33 protein-coding genes and 1 riboswitch are annotated in these 23,977 nt (G+C 40.0%); of the genes, 31 read left to right on the plus strand and 2 right to left on the minus strand.

Annotated elements, in window-relative coordinates:
- Nucleotides 1–228: 228 nt before the first annotated feature.
- The 18 genes from tpiA (at nucleotide 229) to GHI45_RS08805 (ending at nucleotide 12,931) form a co-directional block, all read left to right on the plus strand.
- Nucleotides 229–990: a triose-phosphate isomerase gene (gene tpiA, locus GHI45_RS08725; protein ID WP_147780376.1), complete on the plus strand. Its 762-nt coding sequence runs from the start codon at nucleotides 229–231 to the stop codon at nucleotides 988–990.
- 162 nt (nucleotides 991–1,152) lie between these two features.
- Nucleotides 1,153–2,046: a choloylglycine hydrolase family protein gene (locus GHI45_RS08730; RefSeq protein WP_147780375.1), complete on the plus strand. Its 894-nt coding sequence runs from the start codon at nucleotides 1,153–1,155 to the stop codon at nucleotides 2,044–2,046.
- 109 nt (nucleotides 2,047–2,155) lie between these two features.
- Nucleotides 2,156–2,758 (plus strand): hypothetical protein, encoded by a 603-nt coding sequence (locus tag GHI45_RS08735; protein WP_228386059.1) that lies wholly within the window; start codon nucleotides 2,156–2,158, stop codon nucleotides 2,756–2,758.
- A 3-nt stretch (nucleotides 2,759–2,761) separates the two neighbouring features.
- Nucleotides 2,762–3,895 (plus strand): radical SAM family heme chaperone HemW, encoded by a 1,134-nt coding sequence (gene hemW / locus GHI45_RS08740; RefSeq protein ID WP_147780374.1) that lies wholly within the window; start codon nucleotides 2,762–2,764, stop codon nucleotides 3,893–3,895.
- 64 nt (nucleotides 3,896–3,959) lie between these two features.
- Complete coding sequence (locus GHI45_RS08745) at nucleotides 3,960–4,751, plus strand: glycoside hydrolase family 25 protein (protein WP_147780373.1); 792 nt, start codon at nucleotides 3,960–3,962, stop codon at nucleotides 4,749–4,751.
- A gap of 129 nt (nucleotides 4,752–4,880) precedes the next feature.
- Complete coding sequence (locus tag GHI45_RS08750) at nucleotides 4,881–5,339, plus strand: MarR family winged helix-turn-helix transcriptional regulator (protein WP_187230110.1); 459 nt, start codon at nucleotides 4,881–4,883, stop codon at nucleotides 5,337–5,339.
- Nucleotides 5,332–6,873, plus strand: coding sequence for an MDR family MFS transporter (locus GHI45_RS08755; protein WP_255471400.1), 1,542 nt, complete (start codon nucleotides 5,332–5,334; stop codon nucleotides 6,871–6,873). The genes GHI45_RS08750 and GHI45_RS08755 overlap by 8 nt, the downstream gene beginning before the upstream one ends.
- A gap of 1 nt (nucleotide 6,874) precedes the next feature.
- Nucleotides 6,875–7,345 carry a DUF4811 domain-containing protein gene (locus tag GHI45_RS11520; protein WP_255471401.1) on the plus strand — a complete coding sequence of 157 codons (471 nt, stop codon included), beginning with the start codon at nucleotides 6,875–6,877 and terminating at the stop codon, nucleotides 7,343–7,345.
- The gene (locus GHI45_RS11525; protein WP_255471402.1) at nucleotides 7,338–7,601 is read left to right on the plus strand and encodes a DUF4811 domain-containing protein; all 264 of its coding nucleotides are present in this window, start codon (nucleotides 7,338–7,340) and stop codon (nucleotides 7,599–7,601) included. Before GHI45_RS11520 ends, GHI45_RS11525 begins: the two co-directional genes overlap by 8 nt.
- 20 nt (nucleotides 7,602–7,621) lie before the next feature.
- Nucleotides 7,622–7,801, plus strand: coding sequence for a MarR family transcriptional regulator (locus GHI45_RS08765; protein WP_147780372.1), 180 nt, complete (start codon nucleotides 7,622–7,624; stop codon nucleotides 7,799–7,801).
- A 97-nt stretch (nucleotides 7,802–7,898) separates the two neighbouring features.
- Nucleotides 7,899–8,771 carry a LysR family transcriptional regulator gene (locus GHI45_RS08770; protein WP_147780371.1) on the plus strand — a complete coding sequence of 291 codons (873 nt, stop codon included), beginning with the start codon at nucleotides 7,899–7,901 and terminating at the stop codon, nucleotides 8,769–8,771.
- A 106-nt stretch (nucleotides 8,772–8,877) separates the two neighbouring features.
- A complete protein-coding gene (locus GHI45_RS08775) occupies nucleotides 8,878–9,180 on the plus strand; it encodes a hypothetical protein (RefSeq protein ID WP_147780370.1) in 303 nt (100 codons plus the stop codon).
- Nucleotides 9,164–10,519 carry an MFS transporter gene (locus tag GHI45_RS08780; RefSeq protein ID WP_147780369.1) on the plus strand — a complete coding sequence of 452 codons (1,356 nt, stop codon included), beginning with the start codon at nucleotides 9,164–9,166 and terminating at the stop codon, nucleotides 10,517–10,519. Before GHI45_RS08775 ends, GHI45_RS08780 begins: the two co-directional genes overlap by 17 nt.
- Nucleotides 10,520–10,602: 83 nt before the next feature.
- Complete coding sequence (locus GHI45_RS08785) at nucleotides 10,603–11,451, plus strand: aldo/keto reductase (protein WP_147780368.1); 849 nt, start codon at nucleotides 10,603–10,605, stop codon at nucleotides 11,449–11,451.
- Nucleotides 11,452–11,465: 14 nt separating this feature from the next.
- Entirely contained in the window at nucleotides 11,466–11,810 is a 345-nt protein-coding gene (locus GHI45_RS08790) for a carboxymuconolactone decarboxylase family protein (RefSeq protein ID WP_147780367.1), read from the plus strand.
- Entirely contained in the window at nucleotides 11,807–12,112 is a 306-nt protein-coding gene (locus GHI45_RS08795) for a putative quinol monooxygenase (RefSeq protein ID WP_147780366.1), read from the plus strand. Before GHI45_RS08790 ends, GHI45_RS08795 begins: the two co-directional genes overlap by 4 nt.
- A gap of 36 nt (nucleotides 12,113–12,148) precedes the next feature.
- Nucleotides 12,149–12,520, plus strand: coding sequence for a DUF2255 family protein (locus GHI45_RS08800; RefSeq protein ID WP_147780365.1), 372 nt, complete (start codon nucleotides 12,149–12,151; stop codon nucleotides 12,518–12,520).
- A 9-nt stretch (nucleotides 12,521–12,529) separates the two neighbouring features.
- On the plus strand, nucleotides 12,530–12,931 hold the full coding sequence (locus GHI45_RS08805) for a cupin domain-containing protein (protein WP_147780364.1): 402 nt from the start codon (nucleotides 12,530–12,532) through the stop codon (nucleotides 12,929–12,931).
- Nucleotides 12,932–12,953: 22 nt separating this feature from the next.
- Here the strand turns inward: GHI45_RS08805 and GHI45_RS08810 are convergent, their stop codons facing one another.
- Nucleotides 12,954–13,121 carry a YjzC family protein gene (locus GHI45_RS08810; RefSeq protein WP_147780363.1) on the minus strand — a complete coding sequence of 56 codons (168 nt, stop codon included), beginning with the start codon at nucleotides 13,119–13,121 and terminating at the stop codon, nucleotides 12,954–12,956.
- A 198-nt stretch (nucleotides 13,122–13,319) separates the two neighbouring features.
- Between GHI45_RS08810 and GHI45_RS08815 the strand changes: the two genes are divergently transcribed.
- The 7 genes from GHI45_RS08815 (at nucleotide 13,320) to GHI45_RS08845 (ending at nucleotide 19,471) form a co-directional block, all read left to right on the plus strand.
- Nucleotides 13,320–13,760 carry a dCMP deaminase family protein gene (locus GHI45_RS08815; RefSeq protein WP_153497434.1) on the plus strand — a complete coding sequence of 147 codons (441 nt, stop codon included), beginning with the start codon at nucleotides 13,320–13,322 and terminating at the stop codon, nucleotides 13,758–13,760.
- Nucleotides 13,761–13,848: 88 nt separating this feature from the next.
- The gene (locus GHI45_RS08820) at nucleotides 13,849–14,571 is read left to right on the plus strand and encodes an acyl-[acyl-carrier-protein] thioesterase (protein WP_147780362.1); all 723 of its coding nucleotides are present in this window, start codon (nucleotides 13,849–13,851) and stop codon (nucleotides 14,569–14,571) included.
- A gap of 31 nt (nucleotides 14,572–14,602) precedes the next feature.
- On the plus strand, nucleotides 14,603–15,370 hold the full coding sequence (locus GHI45_RS08825) for a TIGR01457 family HAD-type hydrolase (protein WP_147780361.1): 768 nt from the start codon (nucleotides 14,603–14,605) through the stop codon (nucleotides 15,368–15,370).
- Between the two features lie 36 nt (nucleotides 15,371–15,406).
- Nucleotides 15,407–16,033: a TIGR01906 family membrane protein gene (locus GHI45_RS08830; RefSeq protein WP_153497435.1), complete on the plus strand. Its 627-nt coding sequence runs from the start codon at nucleotides 15,407–15,409 to the stop codon at nucleotides 16,031–16,033.
- 183 nt (nucleotides 16,034–16,216) lie between these two features.
- Nucleotides 16,217–17,206 carry a GMP reductase gene (guaC, locus tag GHI45_RS08835; RefSeq protein ID WP_147780360.1) on the plus strand — a complete coding sequence of 330 codons (990 nt, stop codon included), beginning with the start codon at nucleotides 16,217–16,219 and terminating at the stop codon, nucleotides 17,204–17,206.
- Nucleotides 17,207–17,294: 88 nt separating this feature from the next.
- Nucleotides 17,295–17,392, plus strand: a riboswitch (purine riboswitch).
- A gap of 116 nt (nucleotides 17,393–17,508) precedes the next feature.
- Nucleotides 17,509–18,105, plus strand: coding sequence for a xanthine phosphoribosyltransferase (locus GHI45_RS08840; RefSeq protein ID WP_147780359.1), 597 nt, complete (start codon nucleotides 17,509–17,511; stop codon nucleotides 18,103–18,105).
- A gap of 49 nt (nucleotides 18,106–18,154) precedes the next feature.
- Nucleotides 18,155–19,471: a nucleobase:cation symporter-2 family protein gene (locus GHI45_RS08845; protein WP_147780358.1), complete on the plus strand. Its 1,317-nt coding sequence runs from the start codon at nucleotides 18,155–18,157 to the stop codon at nucleotides 19,469–19,471.
- Between the two features lie 24 nt (nucleotides 19,472–19,495).
- Here GHI45_RS08845 and GHI45_RS08850 read toward each other — a convergent pair whose 3' ends face one another.
- Complete coding sequence (locus GHI45_RS08850) at nucleotides 19,496–19,999, minus strand: tRNA (cytidine(34)-2'-O)-methyltransferase (protein ID WP_147780357.1); 504 nt, start codon at nucleotides 19,997–19,999, stop codon at nucleotides 19,496–19,498.
- A gap of 318 nt (nucleotides 20,000–20,317) precedes the next feature.
- On the opposite strand from GHI45_RS08850, the gene GHI45_RS08855 reads away from it, so the two are divergent.
- The 6 genes from GHI45_RS08855 (at nucleotide 20,318) to folK (ending at nucleotide 23,949) form a co-directional block, all read left to right on the plus strand.
- Nucleotides 20,318–20,815: a dihydrofolate reductase gene (locus GHI45_RS08855; protein ID WP_147780356.1), complete on the plus strand. Its 498-nt coding sequence runs from the start codon at nucleotides 20,318–20,320 to the stop codon at nucleotides 20,813–20,815.
- Between the two features lie 31 nt (nucleotides 20,816–20,846).
- A complete protein-coding gene (locus tag GHI45_RS08860) occupies nucleotides 20,847–21,017 on the plus strand; it encodes a hypothetical protein (protein ID WP_147780355.1) in 171 nt (56 codons plus the stop codon).
- A gap of 94 nt (nucleotides 21,018–21,111) precedes the next feature.
- A complete protein-coding gene (clpX, locus tag GHI45_RS08865) occupies nucleotides 21,112–22,374 on the plus strand; it encodes an ATP-dependent Clp protease ATP-binding subunit ClpX (protein ID WP_147780354.1) in 1,263 nt (420 codons plus the stop codon).
- A gap of 87 nt (nucleotides 22,375–22,461) precedes the next feature.
- Nucleotides 22,462–23,043: a ribosome biogenesis GTP-binding protein YihA/YsxC gene (yihA, locus tag GHI45_RS08870; protein ID WP_147780353.1), complete on the plus strand. Its 582-nt coding sequence runs from the start codon at nucleotides 22,462–22,464 to the stop codon at nucleotides 23,041–23,043.
- A gap of 63 nt (nucleotides 23,044–23,106) precedes the next feature.
- On the plus strand, nucleotides 23,107–23,457 hold the full coding sequence (gene folB / locus GHI45_RS08875) for a dihydroneopterin aldolase (protein WP_147780352.1): 351 nt from the start codon (nucleotides 23,107–23,109) through the stop codon (nucleotides 23,455–23,457).
- 3 nt (nucleotides 23,458–23,460) lie between these two features.
- On the plus strand, nucleotides 23,461–23,949 hold the full coding sequence (folK, locus tag GHI45_RS08880; RefSeq protein WP_147780351.1) for a 2-amino-4-hydroxy-6-hydroxymethyldihydropteridine diphosphokinase: 489 nt from the start codon (nucleotides 23,461–23,463) through the stop codon (nucleotides 23,947–23,949).
- The last annotated feature ends 28 nt before the right edge of the window (nucleotides 23,950–23,977 follow it).

Here is a 23,977-nt window from a genome sequence, read left to right on the forward strand (position 1 = left end):
ATAAGATGAAAGATAAAAGTTTCTTTTATCTTTTTTTATTCCTTCAATGAAATTACGAATAAAAAAGCGATTACAAACCAATATCCAACATTTTTGGCTGACAAAAGTCATTGTTTGTGATAAAATTATATTGTAAATAGAACAAGTCTGTTCTAAATGAAAACACGTATTCGTGTTTATTGACACAAAAACTTTGCAAAACAAAGTTTGAAAAAGGAGAATATTCAGATGTCATCACGTAAACCTATTATCGCAGGTAACTGGAAATTGAACAAGAACCTTAAAGAAACACTTGCTTTCTTGTCAGATATCGATGGAAAATTGCCATCAGCAGATAAAGTAGAAGTAGCAATCGCTGCTCCAGCTATGTATCTTATTCCATTGGTACACCACCGTGGAAATAACCCACTTAAAGTGGCTGCAGAAAACGTTTATTTCGAAAATTCAGGTGCTTTCACTGGTGAAACTTCACCTAAATCACTTGCTGACGAAGGAATTGAATACTCAATCATCGGTCACTCTGAACGTCGTGAATATTTCCACGAAACAGATGAAGACATCAACAAAAAAGCACACGCTTTGTTCGCTGCTGGTGTAACACCTATCCTTTGTTGTGGTGAAACTTTGGAAACATTCGAAGCTGGTAAAACAGCTGAATGGGTTTCAGGTCAAATCGAAGCTGGACTTAAAGGTTTGTCAGCTGAACAAGTGGCTTCAATGGTTATCGCTTACGAACCAATCTGGGCTATCGGAACTGGTAAAACTGCTACAGCTGAAATCGCTGATGAAACTTGTGCCGTTGTTCGTTCAGTTGTTGAAAAACTTTACGGTAAAAACGTTTCTGAAGCTGTTCGTATCCAATACGGTGGATCAGTTAAACCTGAAACTGTTGAAGAATTGATGAGCAAAGAAAACATTGACGGTGCACTCGTTGGTGGCGCTTCACTCGTAGCTGAAAGCTTCCTTGGCTTGCTTGCAATGTACAAATAAGAAATAATGATAAAAACGCAGTTGCGTTTTTATTTTTATTATCTGTTTACATAATATAAAAAATGTTAAATTTTATGTTGCTATAGAAATATCAAGAAGTAGTATGAGCTTTATTCAGGCGGGACTGTTGGGGAACGGCGTTTAATATGCTAAAATTAAGGCATGTGTACATCAATTCAAATGAACGCTCAAGATGGCGGAATCTTATTTGCTCGAACAATGGATTGGCATTCCTTTCCTGCCCGTCCAATAACTATACCTAAGGCTTATCGATGGCGGTCTGTTTACAGTGGCCAACGCATTCAAAACACTTATGCTATTTTGGGTGTCGGACGTGATTCAGTTCATGGACACGCGGACATTTCTGATGGTGTCAATGAATACGGATTAGCGGCTCAAAAATTAACCTTTTCTAATGCTTCACAATACGTAAGTCAACCTCAAGCGGGATTAACTCACTTGGCAGCATTTGAATTTGTCCTATGGCTCTTGGGAAATTGTCGCTCGGTTGCAGATGCACTTGAAAAAATTCAAACCGTTCAGTTAATGACTGACGAATTTTCAAATCTTAAATTTGGCCGAAATGACCTGCATTTTTCATTGACTGATCCTACGGGCCGCTTGATTTCGATTGAGCCTTTTGGGGGAAGTCTTGTGGTGAAAGAAAATCCAATCGGTGTCGTTACAAATGCGCCAAAATTAGAAAATGAAATTGAAAAATTAAAGCCTTATCTTGATCTTGACTTTTCTGCTAGCGGTCTCAATCAGATTTCGACAGGTAATTTTAGTGGCAAATCCGTTTTTCCAGGGGGCTTTACGCCCACCAACCGTTTCATTCGCGCGACCGTTTTAAAAGAGCGGGCTGTGGTAGCTACAACTGAGCGCCAAAATGTCATTGAGACCTGGCATATATTGAACAGTGTGACGGTTCCAAAGTCAGAAGGACGGTCGGACACATACACCATTTATCGAAGCGCTGTTGATTTAAAGAGTAGAACACTCTATTTTCAGGCCTATGACGATTTGGCAATTTCACAATACAGCTTTCCAGAATAACCATCTTCTAAAAGTAGGCCAAATTTGCTATAATATAATAATGGACTAAAATAAGCACCCTTAAATTTTGATTTAAAAAAGGGGCAGAAAGTGGAGTGTAGAAGTAAAGATGCACCTTATCGTAATCCTTGGCTCACTTGTCGGACTGGCATTTTCAATGCTTTATCTGATTGCAACATTAAAAGGACAAGTTCAGCCCAATAAAGTCACTTGGCTGATTTGGGCGCTTGCCCCATTGATTAGCTCTGTTGCTGCTTTTTCAGCGGGGGTTACTTGGGCGGTGCTCCCCGTTTTCGTATCGGGTCTTGGGCCTCTTTTGATTTTTCTAGCCTCATTTTTTAATAAAGACGCCTATTGGGAAATGGGAAAGATTGATTATCTTTGTGGCGCGCTAGCCCTCTTAGCCTTGATTGCATGGGCTTTGACAAAGGATGCCAATGTAGCCATTATTTTGTCATTAGGGACAGACATTTTGGCGGCTATTCCCACACTAATCAAGGGCTGGAAATATCCACAAACAGAAAATGGATGGCTCTATTTGGGGTCAGTGGTGTCATCTCTGGCAAGCTTTACGGAAGTACAGAACTGGAGTTTGACTGAAGTTGCATTTCCCATCTATTTGATTATTCTTGGGTTAAGCTTTTGCCTGATTTTTGAATTGATGAAAGCACAGTTGAAATCCCACCATACCGCAACAATTAGAAAGAAGTAAAACTTGAACAAGCCAAAAGCAGCCTATATTCACATTCCTTTTTGTTCACATATTTGTTATTATTGTGATTTCGCCAAGGTCTTTTTGGAAGGACAACCGGTTGACGATTATTTAGATGCGCTTATCGAAGAATTTCGCTCTTACCAGATTACATCCCTCAAAACGCTTTATATCGGAGGTGGGACACCGTCTGTTTTAGAGCCTGAGCAAATGAAAAAGCTTTTGTCAGCACTGACAGAAAATCTGGATTTATCTGTCTTGAGTGAATTTACGGTAGAAGCCAATCCAGGAGACTTGTCAGAAGAGATGGTTGAAGTTTTGGCGAATTCACCAGTCAATCGGGTTTCGCTTGGTGTTCAAACCTTTAATAATAAATTACTAAAGAAAATTGGTCGTGTGCATACGGAGGCGCAAGTTTATGAGTCCATCGAAAAATTGCGGGCCAACGGTTTTGATAACATTACGATTGATCTCATTTATGCTCTTCCGGGTCAAACCATGGAAATGGTGATTGAGGATTTGGATAAATTGCTGGCCTTGAATTTGCCACACGTTGCCTTGTACAGTCTGATTTTAGAAGATCATACCATATTTATGAATCGTCAAAGGCGAGGAATTTTGCGTCTGCCAAACGAAGACAAAAATGCGGACATGTACGAATATATCATTAAACGCTTGACTGAAAATGGTTATGAACATTATGAGGTGTCCAATTTTGGAAAACCTGGATATGAAAGTCAACATAATTTGACTTATTGGGACAATGCGGAGTATTATGGTGTAGGTGCCGGTGCAAGTGGTTATTTGGACGGCGTGCGTTATAAAAATCACGGCCCTGTTCATCATTATATCGAAGAAAAAAACAAACGCGTTCACGAAGAATTTTTGACTTCAAAAGAACAGATTGAAGAAGAAATGTTTCTTGGCTTACGGAAAAAATCAGGCGTATCCGTTGCCGAGTTTGAACAGCGGTTTGGAATTGATTTTGATAAGCTATATGGCAAAGTAGTCGAAGAATATATTTCTCGCGGGCTGCTCAAAGAAAATCGAGAGATAATTCAGTTGACGGACAAGGGATTTGAATTAGGCAATGAAGTTTTTGCTGAATTTTTACTGGATGATGATTTTTTGATTTGAGCGTATCAAACTAGGGATATTTAAGGTTTTTTTTGTTAAAATAAAGAAGATGAGAAAATCTAAAATGAGAAGAAAATTAAAATTTGTGGCGGCTTTTATTTTCACTGTGGCAATGGTTGGTTTGACCTGTTTATTGGGTCTTATTCGAATTCAACCTGCCAAAACGGAAGAAAGTCAAGCCCAATCTGTCACTCCTGCACAGAGCACCGTGGTAAATTTGAATAAGCCAGTGATTGACCTGTCGGGTTGGCAGCTTCCCAGTCAGATTAACTATGATATTCTAGCGGGTCAAGTCATCGGTGCGGTAGTCCGCGTCGAAGGAACGCCCGGTAAAGCAGATGGTTCTGCTTATGCGTCTGGTGAAGACAAAGCCTATGCTCAGCATATTACAGCGCTCCAGAAAAGAGGCGTGCCTGTCGCAGTCTATGCTTATGTTTCAGGTAAGACCAACAGTGAGATGAAAACTCAAGCGAAGAATTTTTATGACCATGCTAAAAAATATCATCCGACATACTATTGGTTGGACGTCGAAGAAACCAATATGTCTGATATGAACGGCGGTATCGAAGCGTTTCGTTCTGAATTAGTTAAACTTGGTGCTAAAAAAATCGGAATTTACGCACAGGATTGGTTTATCACACAAAATAAGATTAACACCAGCAAATTTAATGCCATTTGGATGGCGGATTACGGTAGAAATACAGGCGTATGGGACGCCTCGCCTAAAACGAGTCTTTCCTATGCCATGCAGCAATACACCAGTCGTGGTAAAATCGGTGGTTACTCTGGTTACGTTGACTTAAACACCATACGAACGCAAGCACACTATAATGAATTATTCAAAGGAAAGGCCTGACCTTTCTTTTTTTTATGCAAAAATGCTTGACAGGACGTAATAAATCGAATACACTATAAAAGGAAATGCCGTTAGCAATAGAATACAGTTAATGATTTCCATTTATTTCATGATTTTGAAAGGCAAATGATGGATTACACACAAGCAGCCGAATATTTTTTCTCATGCATGAAGAAAAAAGAAGGAAAAAGCGTGCTTCTGAAACTCAGTGAGCAAACACAAGGCGAACCCTTAGTTTTGATGTATTTATTTAAAAACACAGGCGAGACCATTGTTCCAAGTAATATCGCAGAATTTATCGGGACAAGTTCAGCCAGAGTCGCAAGTATTCTTAATAATCTTGAGGATAAAGGCATGATTTCGCGCGAAATTTCGCGTGATGACCGCAGAAAAATTTTAGTTTCACTGACGGATAAAGGGAGACGTGCCACAAGTGCCCATCGCACTCGTTCTATCAATCGTGTTTCTCAAGTTTTCAAACAAATGGGTGAAGAAAAAACAAATGCATTTATTGACAACTGGAATTTATTCTTAGAAATTGGAAAAAACCTGGTTGATGACTCTGAGAAGGAGGACTATGATGACTGAAGAAGTTCAGAAAAATAAGACAGAACTCGTTCTTGACATTCATGGAAAGCCTTATCGCCGTGGTGCAATGGTCCTCCTAGTTTTACTTGCGACATTTGCAGGGGTATTGATGCAAACGGTTCTAGGAACAACCATTCCAACCTTGATGCGAGATTATAATATCTCAATGGCGACTGCGCAGCAGGCGACCACGTGGTTTTTACTGGCCAACGGAATTATGATTCCAGTTTCTGCTTATTTAGCAACGAAATTTTCTACCAAACGCTTATACATGGTCGCTTATTTGGCTTTGTTCTTAGGAATGGTCATCGTCTATGCAGCACCATCACCTAAACCATCGACTTGGTGGGTTTTCTTGGTGGGACGTATTTTGCAGGCTTCGGCAGTTGGAATTTCCATGCCTTTGATGCAAGTGGTTTTCGTTAATATTTATCCTCCTGAAAAAATGGGGATGGTCATGGGGATGGCTGGGCTCGTCGTTGGTCTTGCACCTGCGATTGGACCAACTTTTGCGGGCTGGATTTTGGATAAAAATCATATTATTTTCGGCCTAACCCTTTCTAATTCTTGGCGTACGATTTTCTTATTACCAATGTTAGTTTTAGGGCTTTGTTTGCTCGCGAGCCCCTTTGTTTTACGTGATGTTTTACCTAACCGTGATGTTCATTTGGATGTCTTATCTTTGATAGAATCTGTCTTAGGCTTCGGTTTGTTTTTATGGGGATTTACCAATGTAGCAACAGATGGCTGGGGCAAATTTGATACCGTCATTTTACCAATCATTTTAGGAGTTGTGATTATTGCACTCTTTTCAAGACGGCAATTAAAACTTGAAAAATCTTTTCTCGATTTACGGGTGTTCAAAATTAAACAATTTACTTTGACAACCATTGTCATTGCTTTGATTACGATGGCCATGATGGGAGTCGAGATGATGTTGCCCTTATATATGCAAGAAGTACACGGCTTGTCCGCTTTGAATTCTGGTTTGGTTTTGCTTCCAGGTGCCTTAATGATGGGGATTATGTCACCAATTGCGGGGATTGCATATGATAAAGTAGGTGCCAAGCGTTTGGCTATGGTTGGTGCAGTGATTTTGATGATTGGGACATTTCCTTTCATGTATCTGTCAGCTGAGACACCAAATTTATTTATTACCGTCCTTTATAGTATGCGTATGTTCGGGATTGCCATGGTCTTTATGCCTTTGACTGCATCAGCAATGCACGCACTACCTGTTGAGGAGGCAGCAGATGGAACAGCAGCTAACAATACGGCACGACAAGTCGCATCTGCGGTTGTTGTTGCCCTCTTGTCTTCGGTGACACAAAATGTCATCACCAATGCTGAACCAGCTAAAGCCTTGAAAGTCAGCAATCCTTTGCACTACGCTGACAAATTGATTCAAGCCATGTTGACTGGCTACCACGTGTCCTTTGCTTTAGGTTTCATTTTTGCCATTTTGGCGTTTCTTGTCGCTCTCTTTTTACAGGGGCATCGGCCACAACATGCTGCCATGAAAGGAGATGCTTAAAATGATTGTCTTACTTATTGTTTTCTTTTCAATCTTGACTTATATTGGCTTGGTTGTCATTAAACCACTTATCACGCGCACAATTGTAGGTGGTTTAGCGTTGATTTTATTGTTGGGTTCTGTTGGCATCTTGACTTTGCACATGGCGGATAATTATGGCACTAAGGAAGTAACGACGACCAGTCAATCCTCAGCAGTCTATACAGCAGGGGATTTGTCTGCGCCCTACGGCATGATTATAAAATCAGAAATTGGTCAAAATACTGGAAATTATGTCTTTGTTTTTCGGACATCTGCGACTGAAAAAACAGCACAGGTTCAATTTAAGCCAACAACGACGACGATTTTGGATGTGGTTGATGCAGTCAAAAAATCTGCTGATTATCAGCTGACAAGCCGTCAAAAACCAGTCATTATTACAAAGACAGTCCGTCGCGTTTTTTTCGTCAACACTGACAAAATTATTGTTTGAATGGGGTGGACAAGCCAATCAGTTGGTCAGCCAACACGTGACCCTAGAAGTGCCTGAGAAAACCTGGCTTGTTTTGACACAAGCCCAGATTGAAAAACTGCAAAAATTGGCCCCTCAAATGCAAAAAGAACAAGAAGCAGCACTTAAAGCCAATCCACAAGAGGCATTGGCAATGGAAAAAATGAAAACGCAAGATCCGCAAGCATACGCTGCCCTTCAAGTGACACAAATTAAAAAAGCATTAGGAATTAACTAAAAAGAAAAGAGAAGATACAGATGGAAAATCAAGCATTGATTTTAAAAACCTTTATGGAGTCTGACAAAATGCAAGACGCTAAAGCTGTTGCTGCTTTGACAGGACTTGAAAAAACAGTGGTCTCTAAAGAAATTGCTGCATTAAAAAAAGAGGGCAAGCTGACAAGTCCGAGACGCTGTTTTTATGAAGCTGTAAAATAAATGTCAGCACTGACAATCATTGATTGACTGTGATTGATTGTTTTTTGCAGCAGATAGCTTCCTATGATAAAATAAGGGCATAGATAAGGAAGAAAAGATGGAACTCAGACTATTACGTTATTTTTGGACAGTGGCGACGGTTGGTACCGTGTCACAAGCCGCGGAGCAGCTTTTTATCACACAACCGACCCTTTCTAGACAAATCCATGAGTTAGAACTTGAACTTGATACGCCTTTATTTATTCGTGACGGTAGAAAGTTAGTTTTGACAGAGGACGGTCAGTATCTTAAGAATAAGGCTGAAGAAATTTTGAGTTTGGCTGATCAAACGACGGAAGTTTTTCTCAATCGTAAAAATGAAGCACTAGTAGGAAATTTGACGATTGGTGCATTAGAGGGTTTTGTCGCAGATGATATAGCGGTTGCGCTCGCACAACTCCTGAAAGCAAATCCCCAGATTACCTTTACAATTTTATCCGGCAATGCTGATGAAATCAAACAAAAATTAGACGCCGGTTTAGTGGATGTTGGCTTTTTGATAGAGCCGGTTTCTTCTGAAAAATACTCAGTTGAACGATTAGACGTGACTGAGCGTTGGTTACTGATGACCCAAAAAGACAATCCCTTGGCAGCAAAGAAAACCATCAGCTATGACGATATTAAAGATGAGCCATTGATTATTTCACATCGTGCAGAGGTCAGACGTTTCTTTGCGGAGTGGGCAAAATGTAAGCTTGAGGATTTTCATTTTATTGGTGGCTTTAATCTTGGCTTTAACCTTTTTCCGCTCGTTGATGAAGGCATAGGCTCGGCTATTGTGACAGAAGGTGCCATGCGTCGTGGTTTTCCAGATTTAGTCACGATTCCACTTGAACCTGAGGTCAAGACGCACAGTGTGCTGGTCTGGAAGAAAAACGCTCCCCTGTCGCCCGTCACGCGCGCTTTTATCAAGCAGTACCTTTATGAGTAATCAATCATGCTTCTAAAGCATAATAAAGTCGAAAAAAGCATTTTTCATGAATGCTTTTTTTCTATATACTTGATTTATCAAATGAGCAAGATCGAAAGAGGGCAAGATGAACATTCTTATTATCGGAAATGAGACGGCATTCAAGCAAAATTTATTAGCTGTCATCGCTGACAAAACGCATTGGCAGGTCGAGACTTTAGAGACAGGCTCACTTGTTTTGGAAAAAGGACAGCTTACTGCTTATGATTGCATTGTTGTCATTGATTGTGGGACATATGGCTTGTTGACAAGGCAACTGCAGGCAAAGACGAAGCTGCCAATTCTTTGCCCGATTGATGACTGGCATTGTTTGAGTTCAAGAGAAATCTTTGAACGCTTGAAAGGAATTGAAAATGAAAAAGAAAATTGATGTCATCTTACTGATAATCTTGGTCTCTTATTTTATGACCTTACTGGATAACTCGATTGTATTTACGGGAAGTCTCAAAATCGCTGAGGATTTACACTTAAGTGAAGTCGCATTGACTTGGGTTTCAAATGCCTATACCTTAACTTACGCCGGTTTTCTCCTGCTTGGTGGCAAGTTGGGCGACAATTTTGGACGGAAACGGATTTATCAAATTGGTTTAATCATCTTCGCATTAGGGTCATTATTGACAGGACTTTCAACAAATGCGGATTTGATTATCGGTGCGCGTGCCTTTCAAGGCATTGGCTCTGCCATTTTGGCACCAACGACTTTGGCTTTATTGATGGACAATTACCAAGGGAAAGCTCGGATTAAAGCGATTGGTGCTTATGGAACGACCGCTGGAATTGGTGCCAGTTTGGGACTTGTGATTGGCGGTTTGTTTGCCAGTTTATTGACTTGGCTAGACGGTTTTTATTTGAATGTTCCTATTTCAATCTTATTGTTTGTTCTATCTGTCTTTTATCTTAAAGAAAGCAAAGCAAATAAAAACGATGAAAAGCTGGACATTGTGGGGGCTTTCTTATCAGTCTTGAGTCTAAGCTTTCTCGTTTTTGCCTTAGTTGGACACTTTTATAGCTTTACCTTTGCGCTAGGTGCTCTTATATTATTGGTTGGCTTTGTTATTTATGAAGGCAAAATAAAGTCGCCCATGATGCCACTCCATTTATTTAATGACCGTGGACGTGTCGGTGCTTTTCTGGTTTTATTTAGTTTCTTTGGTGCCATGTTGACCATGTGGTATCTGGTTCCTCAAATTCTCCAGTTAGAACTTGGCTTTACGCCACTTCAAGCGGGACTTGGTTTTTTCCCACTGACCCTTGTCAATTTTGTCGTCGCCCTATTTGTGGCACCTTTAACCCATAAATATGGCAATGCACGGCTTTTGTTGGCTGGCTTGCTGATTACAGCACTTGGTCTATTGTACCTGAGTAGCTTTACGAAGAGCGAGGGTTACTGGTTGGGAATTGGCTTGCCAATGCTGATCTTAGGACTGGGGCAAGGCTTGTGTTTTAGTCCGATGACTGTGGCTGGTATTGAACGTGTGAATGCGAATGAAGCTGGAATAGGTTCAGGTTTAGTCAATATGATTCGGACAACAGGCGGCGCTTTGGTCATGAGTTTTGTGATTTCACAGACGCAAAAGCATGCGCAAGTGGGACAAATCACGCATTTTGGCCTTGCCATTTTCCTTACATTTGGCTGTCTTATCTTTGCCAGCATCATAACCTTGATTTTTATTTTACCTGGGCGTGAACATTATGCCTTTAAGGCATAAGTCAACAAGAAAAGGCATTTCTTAAATGGTTGTGGATAGGATATAATAAAACCATCAAATAAAAGAGAAATAGAAAGAAAAAAATGAAACAAACAACAATAAAACTCGTCAATGGCATTGAAATCCCTCAGTTTGGACTCGGTGTTTTCCAAATTCCAGATGGTCAAGTAACAGTTGACGCTGTAAAAACAGCGTTGGAACTTGGTTATCGTCATATTGATACCGCACACGCCTATCAAAATGAACGCGGTGTAGGCAAAGCCATTAAAACATCAGGCCTGCCAAGAGAAGCAGTCTGGGTCACTAGTAAACTTTGGCCATCGGATTATCAAGATGAAAAAGCCATTGATAAAATGCTGGCACGCCTTGACCTACACGTGATTGATTTGGTCTTGCTTCATCAAGAAGTTGGTGATTGGAAATCAGGTTGGCGCTTGCTTGAAAAAGCCTATCAAGAGGGTAAAGTACGAAGTATCGGCATTTCAAATTTTGAAGGCAGTCGCTTAGAAGAAATTTATGACTGGGCAACCATTAAACCACAAGTCATTCAAGTTGAGACACACCCTTATGCCCAGCAAACTGCTTTACGTGATTTTTTGGCAAAATATCACACGGCGATTGAAGCGTGGTTTCCACTTGGGCATGGCGATGCAAACTTACTCCATGAACCTGTCTTTACGACACTTGCAAAACATTATCATAAAACTCCTGCACAAATTGTGTTGCGCTGGCATATTCAAGAGGGAACCATCATTTTCCCTCGTTCAACATCACGGCAACATTTGGCAGAAAATATCGACATTTTTGATTTTCAACTGACAGAAGATGACATGAATGAGATACATAAGCTAGACAGAAATGACTACTATTTCAAGCGGGGAAGTATCGAAGAAGAGGAAGCACGCTATCTGGATTGGAAAATTGAAGATTAAGAAAGGAGCAGGAAATGGAAAAAGTAACGGCAGGACGCGATCAACTTGGTCAATTTGCCCCAGTATTTGCATCTTTCAATGACGATATTTTATTTGGTCAAGTTTGGGCTGATGAAGTAAGTTTGTCAGCGCACGATCGCTCCATGATGACAATTTCGACCTTGCTTGCAATAGGAGCTTTTGAACAACTTGACTTTCACTTGAGAAAGGGACAAGAAAATGGCATTACAAAAAGTGAAATTGCTGCCTTAATTACACACTTGGCCTTTTATGTGGGGTGGCCTAAGGCTTGGTCTGCCTTTAATGTGGCAAAAAATATTTGGACGGAACTTGAGAGCACAAAAGGAGAAATGGAATGACGGTACAAGAATTGATTATTCAGATTCTCTACACAGGAAAAGGACATGCTGCGCGTGACTTTATGCAGGAAATGATTGACACAGGAACAGTTGAAAAAATCCGCAATCAATCAGGGAATTTGGCTTATGACTATTATTTACCTGTGGAGGACGAAAATAGTCTGCTGCTCATCGATCGGTGGGAGAATCAGAATGCGCTTGATCAGCACCACAAAAGCGAGATGATGGCTGTTATTGCTGAACTGAGAGACAAATACAAACTTAAAATGACGGTGACACGCTATCAAACCGAAAGAAAGTAAGCTTTTGGTGCATTGACTAAAAAGAAAAGAGAACAAATGATTGATGTAAAAGCATTTACAGGTATTCAGGACATTTATATCAGTCCTGACCCGCAAGAACACCGGCCGGCTTGGATTTGGTTTGCTTATATTGGTGAAGATTTCGCCGTGGCTGCTGGTCGAGGTGAGAAATCAAGCTGGTGGCAATCGGCAATCGTATCTAAAACAGGACAAATTCATATTGGACAGCAAATTTATCAGGTTGCATTTGAACCTGTCACTGCTGACGAAGAAATCGACCAATTCATCAGCTCTTACAAAACAAGAGCAGGTAGAAGTTGGAGTCCCCAGTGGGAAAAAGCATTTCGTCCAACAGTTTTACGGGTGAAATTTATGAAGCAGATTGGAAAACGTAAACCGTACACTTAAGGAGAAAAAATGACAGAAGATAAAAAAATCCCTGCCCTATTTGGGCAAGGTGAAAAAAACGAAGCATACGACGCTTTTTTCATTGGACAATCCTATTTAAATCATTTGGTTGAGCCGCATGAAAATATTGATTTTACACTGGCAAATGTGACCTTTGAAGCAGGCTGTCGCAACAACTGGCATGTGCATCAGGACGGCTATCAGATTTTGCTGGTGACGGATGGCGAAGGCTGGTATCAAGAATGGGGCAAACCAGCACGAGCCATCAAAGCAGGTGATGTGATTGTGACGCATGAAGGCGTGAAGCATTGGCATGGTGCAAGTCGGACAAAAAGTATGTCACACATTGCCATTACAAAAGGCGCAAGCCAATTTTTTGAAGCGGTCGATGAAGCAACTTATCCAAAATAAAAAGGACCCGTGGTCCTTTTTGTCAGTGCTGATCAATTTGCCAATGGTAGCCCAAAGCAGAAGCAGGTGGCAACAAGTCGCCTTTGGCAATGATTGCGGTATGTCCTTCCTTGACTGGCAATCCCGAGGCATTGACCTCGTGATAGGTTCCTGGAACTGGTTCAGTCCTTTTGGTAAAATTTTCCATCATTGTGAATTCCTCCTTTAAAAAAAGTAATGAAATTAAAACAATTTGAATAATTACTGACATTATAGCAAAAATGTGAGACTAAAACAAGCTTATATTTGAATATTCTGACAGTTTAGTTTCTAAAAAAATCAGCTTTATGTGACCTTTTTCCACCTTTTTGATATAATGAGACCAATTCATAAAGCAAAAGGAGAAATAATGGACCATCAATTTGTACGCCCAACGCGTGATGAGTATTTTAAAGAGATTGTACAGGTGGTTGCAAAACGGTCAACCTGTACGCATGCACAGGTTGGAGCCTTGCTTGTGAGTCCAAGTGGACAGCTTTTATCAACGGGTTATAACGGCGCCGTTTCTGGCATGCCACATTGTACAGATGTGGGTTGTCTTGAAGACAAATATGGGCATTGTATTGCTACGGTTCATGCCGAACAAAATGCCATTGCCCAAGCAGCAAAACACGGGGTTTCGCCTGAAGGAGCAATTCTTTATACGACCCTGTTTCCTTGTTTGGCCTGCCTCAAACTTGTTCTCGCTTCAGGTGTCAAAGAAATCAAATACATTGACGAGTACCATGCCAAAGACCCTTACGAAGAACAACTGATTAAAACATTGGCCATTTCTTGTAGTCAAATCTAAAGGATTGAACTGTCAAATGAGTAAGATATGAAACTTACTCATTTTTTTGTTAAAATAGAGAAGATGAATTTTGAAACAGGGGGAAAAAATGGGAATTCGTTATCAACAAACTTACACCGTACCTTTTTACGAAAGTGATACTTTTAAACAATTTAAAATTTCAAGCTTACTGGCTGTTGCACTGCAGATTTCTGGTGAACAATCAAGTCAATTAGGCCGTTCTGATGACTGGTTGACTGAGCATTATCATTACTTCTGGGCTGTGATTGAATATGCTTTAGAAATCAATAAAATGCCCGTTTTTGGTCAAAAATTGACCATCGAAACAGAAGCAACACAATACAACAAATTCTTTTGTTATCGCAACTTTTGGTTTAAAGATGAGGCAGGAGAAGTCTTGGTAAAGGTCAAATCAACTTGGATTTTGATGGATCAAGAAAGTCGAAAGATTGAACGGGTCGCAGACGATATTGTCGCTCCATACGCATCTGAAAAAATCAGTAAAATTATCCGGCCTTACAAATTCAAAAAACAAGCCGCTTTGGAAAATGTCGCAGAAGTTACGTATCCCGTACGTTTTTCTGATTTGGACATGAATGGCCATGTTAATAATGCCAAATATTTTGATTGGGCCAGTGATATGCTTGATTTTGACTTTAGAAAACAAAAGCAAGCCAAAGCCATTTTTATCAGATACAACCATGAAGTTCTGTATGGCAAGGACATTGTTGCACAAATGGAACAAGACGGCTTGACCAGTCATTTCAGTCTCAATGACGACAGTGTCCAAATCGAAATTGTCTGGCAATAAGCGCTGTCAGCACTGACAAAAAGGAAAAAAGATGAAAAAATATAAAGGTTACTTGATTGATCTCGACGGGACGATTTACATGGGAAATAATCGGATTCCAGCTGGTGAACGTTTTATTCATCGGCTTCAAGCTGCTCAAATTCCTTACTTATTCTTGACCAATAACACGACAAAATCACCACGCATTGTTCAAAAACGTTTGGCAACGGAATTCAATATCGAAACGCCGCTTGAAACAATTTACACGGCAAGTCTTGCGACGGTTGATTACATGAATGAATTGGGACTGGAGAAAACGGTTTATATCATCGGTGAAGATGGGCTTAAAGAGGCAATTTATGAAGCGGGATATAAAAAAGACCGTGAAAATCCAGCATATGTCGTCGTGGCATTGGATACAGATTTGACATATGAAATGCTGGCACTTGCTACTTTCGCCATTCAAAAAGGTGCTACATTCATTGGGACAAATCCTGATTTGAATTTGCCAAGCCATCGAGGCTTTTTACCTGGTGCTGGTGCTGTGATTGCCCTTTTGGAAGCTGCTACGCGTGTCAAACCGGTTATTATTGGTAAGCCAAATGCTGTCATTACTGACAAAGCAGTTGCACGAATGGGACTGCCAAAAGAAGCACTTTTAATGGTTGGAGATAATTATTTGACAGACATTAAAACAGGCATTGACAATGGAATTGATAGCCTTTTAGTGACGACAGGATTTACAAAGGCAGAAGAAGTCCCAGATTTGCCGATTGCGCCGACGCACGTGGTGGCAAGTCTTGATGAATGGGAACTATAATAAATTTCGCTCCCGCGAAATAAGAAAGAGAAATCGATGATTCGTGATCGTTTTATATTTGGTTTGGCCATGCTTTGGGTCATAGCAGCAGCTGTTATTTTGACCATCTTGCTTGCCATTCCTTTGTTTGCTGTTGAGATGTCCATTTTTCATTTGTCTGCCATCGCTGGCATCAGTGACGCTAGCTTGTGGCATAATTATCTCGTCTTAATGAATTACTTGCTCAATCCTTTTGTCGGGCATTTGGCATTTCCTGATTTTGTTTCCTCAAGCAATGGCTTGAAGCATTTTGCCGAGGTGAAAGGCTTGTTTATGCTGACTTGGGCATTGGTGTTGGTCTTGTTGCCCGCATTTGTGATTTTTGTGAAAGAAAATTTACGAATTAGTTTTCATAATGCCTTACGCGCCTTTATGATTGTTCCTTTGGCTTTCGGGATCATTGCAGGCTTGATTGGCTTTGACAATTTCTTTGTCTATTTTCACGAGATTTTATTCAGAGATTCCACTTGGCTCTTTGATCCTGCTCTTGACCCAATCATCAATGTGTTGCCTGAGCAGTTCTTCATGCACTGTTTCATCCTCTTTGGTCTGATTTATGAACTGATTTTTTACTGCCTTTATAAAAAAGGCTATTCACGAATAAGAAAACAAAAATCAAAATAAATAGTTAGCTATTTCCGAACAATAAAAGAAAAACTGTCAGCAATGACCGTTTTTTTGTTTTATCTTGAGCGCTTTTAAGTTAGAATGAATAGTGGAGAGTTTAGTTCACAGAAGATAACAAGCTAAACTAGAGAAGCCATTGGCTTGGTCGGTATTCTGAAATGAAAAGTGAAGAGGTCTGTTATGAATGTTTTAAATTCTGTATTTGATTACGAGGATATCCAATTAGTCCCCAATAAATGTGTGATTAATAGCCGTCAAGAAGCGGATACCAGCGTCATGCTTGGAAAATATCGCTTTAAAATTCCAGTTGTTCCAGCCAATATGCAAACCATTATTGACGATTCGATTGCTGAAATGCTGGCGAAAAATGGCTACTTTTACATCATGCACCGTTTTGAAGCTGAAAACCGTTTGGCATTTGTCAAGAAAATGCAAGCACAAGGCTTGATTGCGTCGATTTCGGTAGGTGTCAAAGAAGACGAACGCCAATTTGTTCGTCAGCTGTCAGAACAAGCTGTCATTCCTGAATTTGTGACCATTGATATTGCTCATGGGCATACCAACTCTGTCATTGAAATGATTCAGTTGATTAAACGCTTGATGCCAACAGTCTTTGTCATTGCAGGAAATGTGGGAACGCCAGAAGCAGTTCGAGAACTGGAAAATGCTGGTGCAGATGCAACAAAAGTTGGTATTGGCCCTGGTAAAGTCTGCATCACGAAAGTCAAAACTGGTTTTGGAACAGGCGGCTGGCAATTAGCAGCGGTGAGATGGTGTGCTAAAGCAGCCAGTAAACCTGTCATCGCTGACGGTGGTATCAGAACACACGGAGACATTGCCAAATCCATTCGCATGGGTGCAACTATGGTCATGATTGGCTCGCTCTTTGCCGCACACGAAGAATCACCTGGTAAAACTGTTGAAATCGACGGTAAACTCTTCAAAGAATATTTTGGTTCTGCCTCAGAATATCAAAAAGGAGAACACAAAAACGTGGAAGGCAAGAAGATTTTGTTGCCTCACAAGGGCCATTTACAGGAGACCCTTACGGAGATGCAAGAAGACTTGCAAAGCTCAATCTCTTATGCCGGCGGACGTGACTTGTCAGCTTTGACAAAAGTGGATTATGTGGTGGTCAAAAATTCCATTTGGAATGGCGATACCATTTAATTCAAATGTTCGGCATTTGCCAAAATATCTAAACATTCAGTAAGTTGTTCGTTTATGACGGACGATAAAATTGAATAAGTTAAAAAAAAAGACTATAATAGAAAAATCTTATTTATACCTGGAATATGGCCGGGCGTTTCTACCTCGTACCTTAAATATGAGACAATAAGAGTTAATTTTAAAATCATTGATTTTTGATATTGATTCTTTTTTGCATACGAAACGCCTTGTCAGGTTCATTTTCAGCTTAACGCTGAGATTGTCACTACTGACAGGGTATTTTTTTTATCAAAGGAGAAGTAATGAAATTATTAGAAGACCGCATTAATGTGGATGGCAGAATTCTCGGAGACGACATTTTGAAAGTCGATAGCTTTTTGACGCATCAAGTAGATTTTAGCTTGATGAAAGCCATTGGTGAACGTCTTGCTGATGTCTATCGGGAAAAAGGCATCACAAAGGTTGTGACTATTGAAGCAAGCGGGATTGCTCCAGCACTCTATGCAGCCGAAAGTCTTGGTGTTCCAATGATTTTTGCTAAAAAAGCAAAAAATGTAACCATGAATGAAGAACTTTTGACAACAGAGGTTTTCAGTTTCACCAAACAAGTTACATCAACAGTATCGATTTCTAAAAAATTCCTTTCATCTGACGACAGCGTCTTGATTGTTGACGATTTTCTTGCCAATGGTCAAGCTGCACTGGGCTTGCTTCGCTTGATTGAACAAGCGGGCGCTAAAGCTGTCGGTGTCGGCATTGTTATTGAAAAATCATTCCAGACTGGCCGTCAACTTTTGATTGATAAAGGCTTGCAATTGACGTCGCTTGCCCGTATCGGTGCATTTGAAAATGGACAAATCGTTTTTGCACCAGCAGATGATGCTGCATTTGACAAATAAAATCAGCTTGCAAATACGCTGAAAAATGAAAGAGGAAAAGGAAAAGGTCATGTTTCAAAAAAATGAAAAGAGTCAATCACAAGCTGCCGTTCTAGGACTGCAACACTTACTTGCCATGTATTCGGGTTCTATTTTGGTTCCAATCATGATTGCAAGCGCCCTGAAATATTCGCCGCAACAAATGACCTATTTAATTTCGACAGACATTTTTATGTGTGGTGTCGCTACATTGCTCCAGCTTCAACTGCGGAAGCACTTTGGGATTGGACTTCCCGTTGTACTTGGCGTTGCCTTCCAGTCTGTTTTCCCACTGATTATGATTGGTGAACGTCATGGAGCCGGTGCCATGTTTGGCTCATTGATTGTTTCTGGTCTTTTCGTTTTACTGATTTCAGGTGTCTTTTCAAAAGTGCGAAAACTTTTTCCACCTTTGGTCACAGGGTCTGTCATTACAACCATAGGCCTCAGTTTAATTCCAGTTGCTATTGGAAACATGGGAAACAATGTTGACAAACCAACTGGAAGCAGTTTGTTCCTGGCTGCCTTTACCATTCTCGTTATTCTTTGTGTTCATATTTTTGCAAAAGGGTTTATCCGTTCCATCTCTATTTTGATTGGTCTTGTTGTAGGGACTTGTGCAGCTGGTGCAATGGGACTTGTGGATCTCAATGTGGTAAGTCAAACCGCCTGGGTACATTTGCCCCAACCCTTCTACTTTGCTACTCCCAAGTTTTATTTTGAAGATTCATTGATGATGATTATTATTGCCATCGTATCGCTTGTTGAGTCAACAGGGGTTTATCTTGCGCTTGCCGACATCACAGGCGAAGAACTTTCTGAAAAACGCTTGCGCAATGGCTATCGTGCAGAAGGCTTTGCAGTTATGTTGGGTGGTGTTTTCAATACCTTCCCCTACACTGGCTTTTCTCAAAATGTCGGCTTAGTTCAACTTTCTGGAATTAAAACCAGACGTCCGCTTTATTACACCGCTGCTTTCTTGATTGTTCTTGGGCTGATGCCAAAATTTGCGGCAGTTGCTCAACTTATTCCAAATCCAGTCCTTGGCGGTGCCATGTTGATTATGTTTGGAATGGTGGCAACACAAGGCATTCGCATGCTTGGAAAAGTGGATTATGAAGGCAATCAAAACCTCTTGATTGTTGCAGTTTCTGTAGCGATGGGCGTTGGTTTTGATTCAACAACCCTCTTTTCAAGTCTGCCAAGTGCCATCCAACCCTTTATTTCAAACGGCATTGTGATGAGTACTGTATCAGCGATTTTACTGAACCTGATTTTAAATCATAAGAAAAAAGAAGTTCAAGCCGTTGAAATGGAAAATCATCTCACAGAAGAAGTGAGTGCATAAAAAAATGACCTTTCGGTCATTTTTTTATTTCAATTTGTCATTTTGGTAAGTATGAATCAGTTCAAGTCCTGTAAAAGCTTGTTGGCGAAGGGCTTCATAAACAATCATACAGGCACAGTTCGACAAATTCAAAGCACGAACGTGTGTGTCGTTCATCGGAATGCGAATGCATTCGTCGCGATGCTCGTGCATGAATGCTTCTGGTAAACCTGTATCTTCACGGCCTAACAAGAAGTAATGATTTTCATCAGTATTCGTATAATCAACATCCGAATAAACATGCTCTGCAAATTTGGAAACCAAATAAAGTTTACCATCCATGCTAGCCATGAAATCTTCCATGTTGTCATGATAAACAATGTTTACCTTGTCCCAATAGTCAAGACCGGCACGTTTCAAATGTTTGTCCGTAATTTCAAATCCAAATGGTCGAATCAAATGCAAAACGGTATTGGTTGCAGCGCACGTCCGTGCGATATTCCCTGTATTAAAATGAATGCGTGGTTCAAAAAGTACAATATGGTTCATAAAAATTCTCTTTTCATCTCTTTTTCTCTCTTATTTTAGCATATTTAAGCACAGAAAAGGCTCTGAAAAAACAAAAAAACTAGACCCCTCGGAGTCAAGCTCAGCAAGAAGTCTAGTTGGGGGGATTAATTTGCTTTAATCATAACAGGAAAGATTGAAACAAATTAACGTAATTAATATATTATCATTTTTCAAGCCGTTTGTAAAGAATAAACTCCATAAAAGTTAAAAAAAAGTAGATAAAGCATTGAAATTCTTTAAAAATCGGTTTTTTTTTGATATAATAGTGAGACTAAATTTAGGAATGAGGGGCTTGCGATGATTTTAGGAATTTGGGCAGAAGCAGAAAATGGCGTCATCGGAAAAGATGGAAAACTTCCTTGGCATTTGCCACGTGAACTGCAACATTTTAAAACTCAAACCATGAATCAAGCGATTTTGATGGGGCGTAAGACATTCGAAGGAATGAATAAAAGGGTTCTCCCTGGGAGAACCAGTATTATTTTGACCCGCGATAAAACTTATATGTCTGACAATCCGCAAGTGAAAATCATGAATAGCCAAGCCCAAGTTATGGACTGGCTAGCTGGCCAAGAAAAAGATTTGTACATCACAGGGGGAGCAGAAATGTTTTGCCTGTTTGAAGCACAACTGGATGGCTTCTATCGGACGCTTGTGCATCACAGTTTCGACGGCGATACTTTTTTTCCAACAGCTTTTGATTTTTCGGCATTTGAAAAAATGTCGGAAGAAAAATATCTACATGATGAAAAAAATCCCTTTGATTTCACCATTCAAAAATATAAAAGAAGATAACATCTTCGTAAAAAGATAGAGAAATAAAATTATGACAAAATCACTCTTTGGACTCTTTACCGCTGTTATGGCTTGGGTTTGTATCGTCATTATGATTCAATGTTTTAGAAAAAAACGTTGGGGATTAGGAACAATCTTCTTAATCAACTTTTTTACAAATCTGGTCAACTCAATCCATGCCTTTTCAGGACTCCTATTTTAAGCGCAAGACTTAGCTTGCTTGAGGTCAAAAAATCAATTTGGAATAATGTTTTCCTTTTTTGATGAAGAGACAATTAAACACTATAGAAACGATTATGACAAATACTAATACAACACAACCTACAATTCATTGTTCTTTTTGTGGAAAAGCACAAGAAGATGTCAAGAGACTCATCGCAGGAAGCGATGTTTTCATCTGTAACGAGTGTATCGAACTTTCGGTACATATTCTCGATGAAGAAGCGCAAGAACGCTTAGACGAAGAAATGCTCGAAGTAAAGACACCAAAAGAGATGATGGAACATCTTAATAATTATGTGATTGGTCAAGAACGTGCCAAACGTGCCCTTTCTGTCGCAGTCTATAATCACTACAAAAGAATTAACTTTGCTGACAGTACCGATGATGACATTGAACTTCAAAAATCAAATATCTTATTGATTGGCCCAACAGGGTCAGGAAAAACTTTTCTTGCCCAAACACTTGCCAAATCATTAAATGTCCCCTTTGCCATTGCTGACGCAACCAGTTTGACTGAAGCAGGTTATGTCGGTGAAGATGTCGAAAATATCTTACTCAAATTGTTGCAAGCCAGCGATTTTGATATTGAACGTGCGGAACGTGGGATTATTTACATTGACGAAATTGATAAAATTGCTAAAAAATCTGAAAATGTTTCGATTACACGTGATGTTTCAGGCGAAGGCGTGCAACAGGCTTTGCTGAAAATCATCGAAGGAACTGTCGCGAGCGTCCCACCTCAAGGCGGAAGAAAACACCCCAATCAAGAAATGATCCAAGTGGATACCAAAAATATCCTTTTTATCGTTGGTGGAGCTTTTGACGGGATTGAAGAAATCGTGAAGCAACGTTTAGGCGAAAAAGTCATCGGTTTTGGTGCCAATAATTTAGCACTTGACGAAGGCGATTCTTATATGCAACAAATTATTTCAGAAGATATTCAAAAATTCGGACTTATTCCTGAATTTATTGGACGTTTACCTGTCGTTGCTGCACTTGAACGCTTGACGGAGGAAGATTTGATTCATATTTTGACAGAGCCAAAGAATGCTCTAGTTAAACAATATCAACGCCTGCTTTTCTTTGATGGCGTGACGCTTGAATTTGAAGATGCTGCTCTTCGAGCCATTGCTCAAAAAGCGATTGAACGTAAGACGGGTGCTCGTGGACTTCGATCAATCATTGAAGAAACCATGATGGACATTATGTTTGAAGTACCAAGTGACGAAAGCATCAAGAAAGTTATCATTACAGAGGCTGCAGCCAAAGGCGAAGCAGAACCACTTATGATTTCCGAAAATGAAGAAGACGAAGCAACAAAAGATACAACAAAATAAGTTGTGAGGAGCAGGACATTGTCCTGTTTTTTCTTTACCTATCTTGAGAAATTTACAAGCCACTTGTGGTGTGGTATAATTAAGATTATGAATTTGAATAATCTTAAATTGACCGTTTCGGCGCCTTCAAGTAAACAATATCCTGAATCAGATCTTCCTGAAATCGCCCTAGCGGGACGATCAAATGTAGGAAAATCAAGTTTCATCAATACCTTGCTCAATCGTAAAAATTTTGCAAGAACCTCTGCTAATCCTGGGAAAACTCAGTTGCTCAATTTTTATAATATTGACGAGACTGCTCATTTTGTGGACGTTCCAGGTTATGGCTACGCTCGCGTTTCAAAAAGCGAACGTGAAAAATGGGGGAAAATGATTGAAGAATATTTGACCACAAGAGAAAACTTACGTGCTGTTGTAAGTTTGGTTGATATTCGTCACGAACCAAGCGAAGATGACTGCATGATGTATGAGTTTTTGAAATATTACCATATCCCAGTTATTTTAGTAGCGACAAAGGCTGACAAAGTGCCACGTGGCAAATGGAACCGTCAAGAATCAATCATCAGAAAAGCACTCAAATTTGATAGTACAGATGATTTCATCATCTTTTCATCATTTGATAAAACAGGGCTTGATCAAGCATGGCAAGCCATTGAAAAGTATATTTAAAGCTATGAGGCTTCATAGCTTTTTCTATCATAAAAATGTTACTGACAAGATGAAGGAGTTTTTATGTACCAAATTAAATTAAATGGCATGAAATTTAAAGCGCATATTGGCGTGATGCCTGAAGAAAAAGTCGTCGGGCAAAATTTGGAAATCGACTTGTGTGTTGAAACTAATTTTGATTTTTCGGGTCAAGACAAATTAGAAGACACGCTTAGCTATGTTGATTTTTATGAGCAAACCAAGCTAATCATTGACCAATCGAGAGCTGATTTGATTGAGACCTTGGCTTATCAAATCATTGAGAAAGTCAAAGCCTGTGACCTTCGTATTGCATCTGTTGAAGTGCATTTGCGTAAACTTGCGGTGCCGATTGACGGAATTTTTGATTCGGCTGAAGTTGTCATGAAGGGGTAAGCAATGAAACACACGGTTTATTTGAGTATGGGAAGCAACATGGGCGATCGGATGCACTATCTCAATAGGGCGCTGTCAGCACTGACAGAAACAGGTCACGTGATGCTGATGAAGCAATCAGCCTTTTATGAGACATCGCCTGTCGGTGGGGTTGTGCAAGATGATTTTATTAATCTTGCTGCAAAAATCAGCACGGATTTATCTGCGGACGCTTTACTTGACTTGATTCATCAGGTTGAACAAAAACTCAATCGCGTGCGTTTGATTCATTGGGGACCTCGCACGATTGACATAGACATTTTATTTTTCGATGAGGAGCAACGCAATGACGACAAGCTAACAATCCCACACGCTGAGGTTTTCAATCGCTTGTTTGTTTTAGTGCCGCTTTTGGATGTGGTTGATGCGGATTTTTATGCCTTAAAGCAGCTGCAAAATGCCCAGCAAAAATTACAAGATTCTGAACAAGCGCTGGTTAAAATCGAAAATTGATTTCTTTTTAATTTTTGAAAATGAGGTG

The organism is Lactococcus sp. dk101 (genome assembly GCF_009601055.1).
Taxonomy (GTDB): domain Bacteria; phylum Bacillota; class Bacilli; order Lactobacillales; family Streptococcaceae; genus Lactococcus.

Coding starts and splice junctions, on each gene's coding strand:
- GHI45_RS08855 (WP_147780356.1), top strand. CDS start 20,318: ATGATTTTAGGAATTTGGGCAGAAGCAGAAAATGGCGTCATCGGAAAA.
- GHI45_RS08745 (WP_147780373.1), top strand. CDS start 3,960: ATGAGAAGAAAATTAAAATTTGTGGCGGCTTTTATTTTCACTGTGGCA.
- GHI45_RS08845 (WP_147780358.1), top strand. CDS start 18,155: ATGTTTCAAAAAAATGAAAAGAGTCAATCACAAGCTGCCGTTCTAGGA.
- GHI45_RS08755 (WP_255471400.1), top strand. CDS start 5,332: ATGACTGAAGAAGTTCAGAAAAATAAGACAGAACTCGTTCTTGACATT.
- GHI45_RS08825 (WP_147780361.1), top strand. CDS start 14,603: ATGAAAAAATATAAAGGTTACTTGATTGATCTCGACGGGACGATTTAC.
- GHI45_RS08800 (WP_147780365.1), top strand. CDS start 12,149: ATGATTGATGTAAAAGCATTTACAGGTATTCAGGACATTTATATCAGT.
- tpiA (WP_147780376.1), top strand. CDS start 229: ATGTCATCACGTAAACCTATTATCGCAGGTAACTGGAAATTGAACAAG.
- yihA (WP_147780353.1), top strand. CDS start 22,462: ATGAATTTGAATAATCTTAAATTGACCGTTTCGGCGCCTTCAAGTAAA.
- GHI45_RS11520 (WP_255471401.1), top strand. CDS start 6,875: ATGATTGTCTTACTTATTGTTTTCTTTTCAATCTTGACTTATATTGGC.
- GHI45_RS08785 (WP_147780368.1), top strand. CDS start 10,603: ATGAAACAAACAACAATAAAACTCGTCAATGGCATTGAAATCCCTCAG.
- GHI45_RS08780 (WP_147780369.1), top strand. CDS start 9,164: ATGAAAAAGAAAATTGATGTCATCTTACTGATAATCTTGGTCTCTTAT.
- GHI45_RS08805 (WP_147780364.1), top strand. CDS start 12,530: ATGACAGAAGATAAAAAAATCCCTGCCCTATTTGGGCAAGGTGAAAAA.
- GHI45_RS08820 (WP_147780362.1), top strand. CDS start 13,849: ATGGGAATTCGTTATCAACAAACTTACACCGTACCTTTTTACGAAAGT.
- folB (WP_147780352.1), top strand. CDS start 23,107: ATGTACCAAATTAAATTAAATGGCATGAAATTTAAAGCGCATATTGGC.
- GHI45_RS08850 (WP_147780357.1), bottom strand. CDS start 19,999: ATGAACCATATTGTACTTTTTGAACCACGCATTCATTTTAATACAGGG.
- GHI45_RS08815 (WP_153497434.1), top strand. CDS start 13,320: ATGGACCATCAATTTGTACGCCCAACGCGTGATGAGTATTTTAAAGAG.
- folK (WP_147780351.1), top strand. CDS start 23,461: ATGAAACACACGGTTTATTTGAGTATGGGAAGCAACATGGGCGATCGG.
- GHI45_RS08770 (WP_147780371.1), top strand. CDS start 7,899: ATGGAACTCAGACTATTACGTTATTTTTGGACAGTGGCGACGGTTGGT.
- GHI45_RS08765 (WP_147780372.1), top strand. CDS start 7,622: ATGGAAAATCAAGCATTGATTTTAAAAACCTTTATGGAGTCTGACAAA.
- GHI45_RS08775 (WP_147780370.1), top strand. CDS start 8,878: ATGAACATTCTTATTATCGGAAATGAGACGGCATTCAAGCAAAATTTA.
- GHI45_RS08795 (WP_147780366.1), top strand. CDS start 11,807: ATGACGGTACAAGAATTGATTATTCAGATTCTCTACACAGGAAAAGGA.
- GHI45_RS08750 (WP_187230110.1), top strand. CDS start 4,881: ATGGATTACACACAAGCAGCCGAATATTTTTTCTCATGCATGAAGAAA.
- GHI45_RS08840 (WP_147780359.1), top strand. CDS start 17,509: ATGAAATTATTAGAAGACCGCATTAATGTGGATGGCAGAATTCTCGGA.
- GHI45_RS08735 (WP_228386059.1), top strand. CDS start 2,156: ATGCACCTTATCGTAATCCTTGGCTCACTTGTCGGACTGGCATTTTCA.
- clpX (WP_147780354.1), top strand. CDS start 21,112: ATGACAAATACTAATACAACACAACCTACAATTCATTGTTCTTTTTGT.
- GHI45_RS08730 (WP_147780375.1), top strand. CDS start 1,153: ATGTGTACATCAATTCAAATGAACGCTCAAGATGGCGGAATCTTATTT.
- GHI45_RS08860 (WP_147780355.1), top strand. CDS start 20,847: ATGACAAAATCACTCTTTGGACTCTTTACCGCTGTTATGGCTTGGGTT.
- GHI45_RS08790 (WP_147780367.1), top strand. CDS start 11,466: ATGGAAAAAGTAACGGCAGGACGCGATCAACTTGGTCAATTTGCCCCA.
- GHI45_RS08810 (WP_147780363.1), bottom strand. CDS start 13,121: ATGATGGAAAATTTTACCAAAAGGACTGAACCAGTTCCAGGAACCTAT.
- guaC (WP_147780360.1), top strand. CDS start 16,217: ATGAATGTTTTAAATTCTGTATTTGATTACGAGGATATCCAATTAGTC.
- GHI45_RS08830 (WP_153497435.1), top strand. CDS start 15,407: ATGATTCGTGATCGTTTTATATTTGGTTTGGCCATGCTTTGGGTCATA.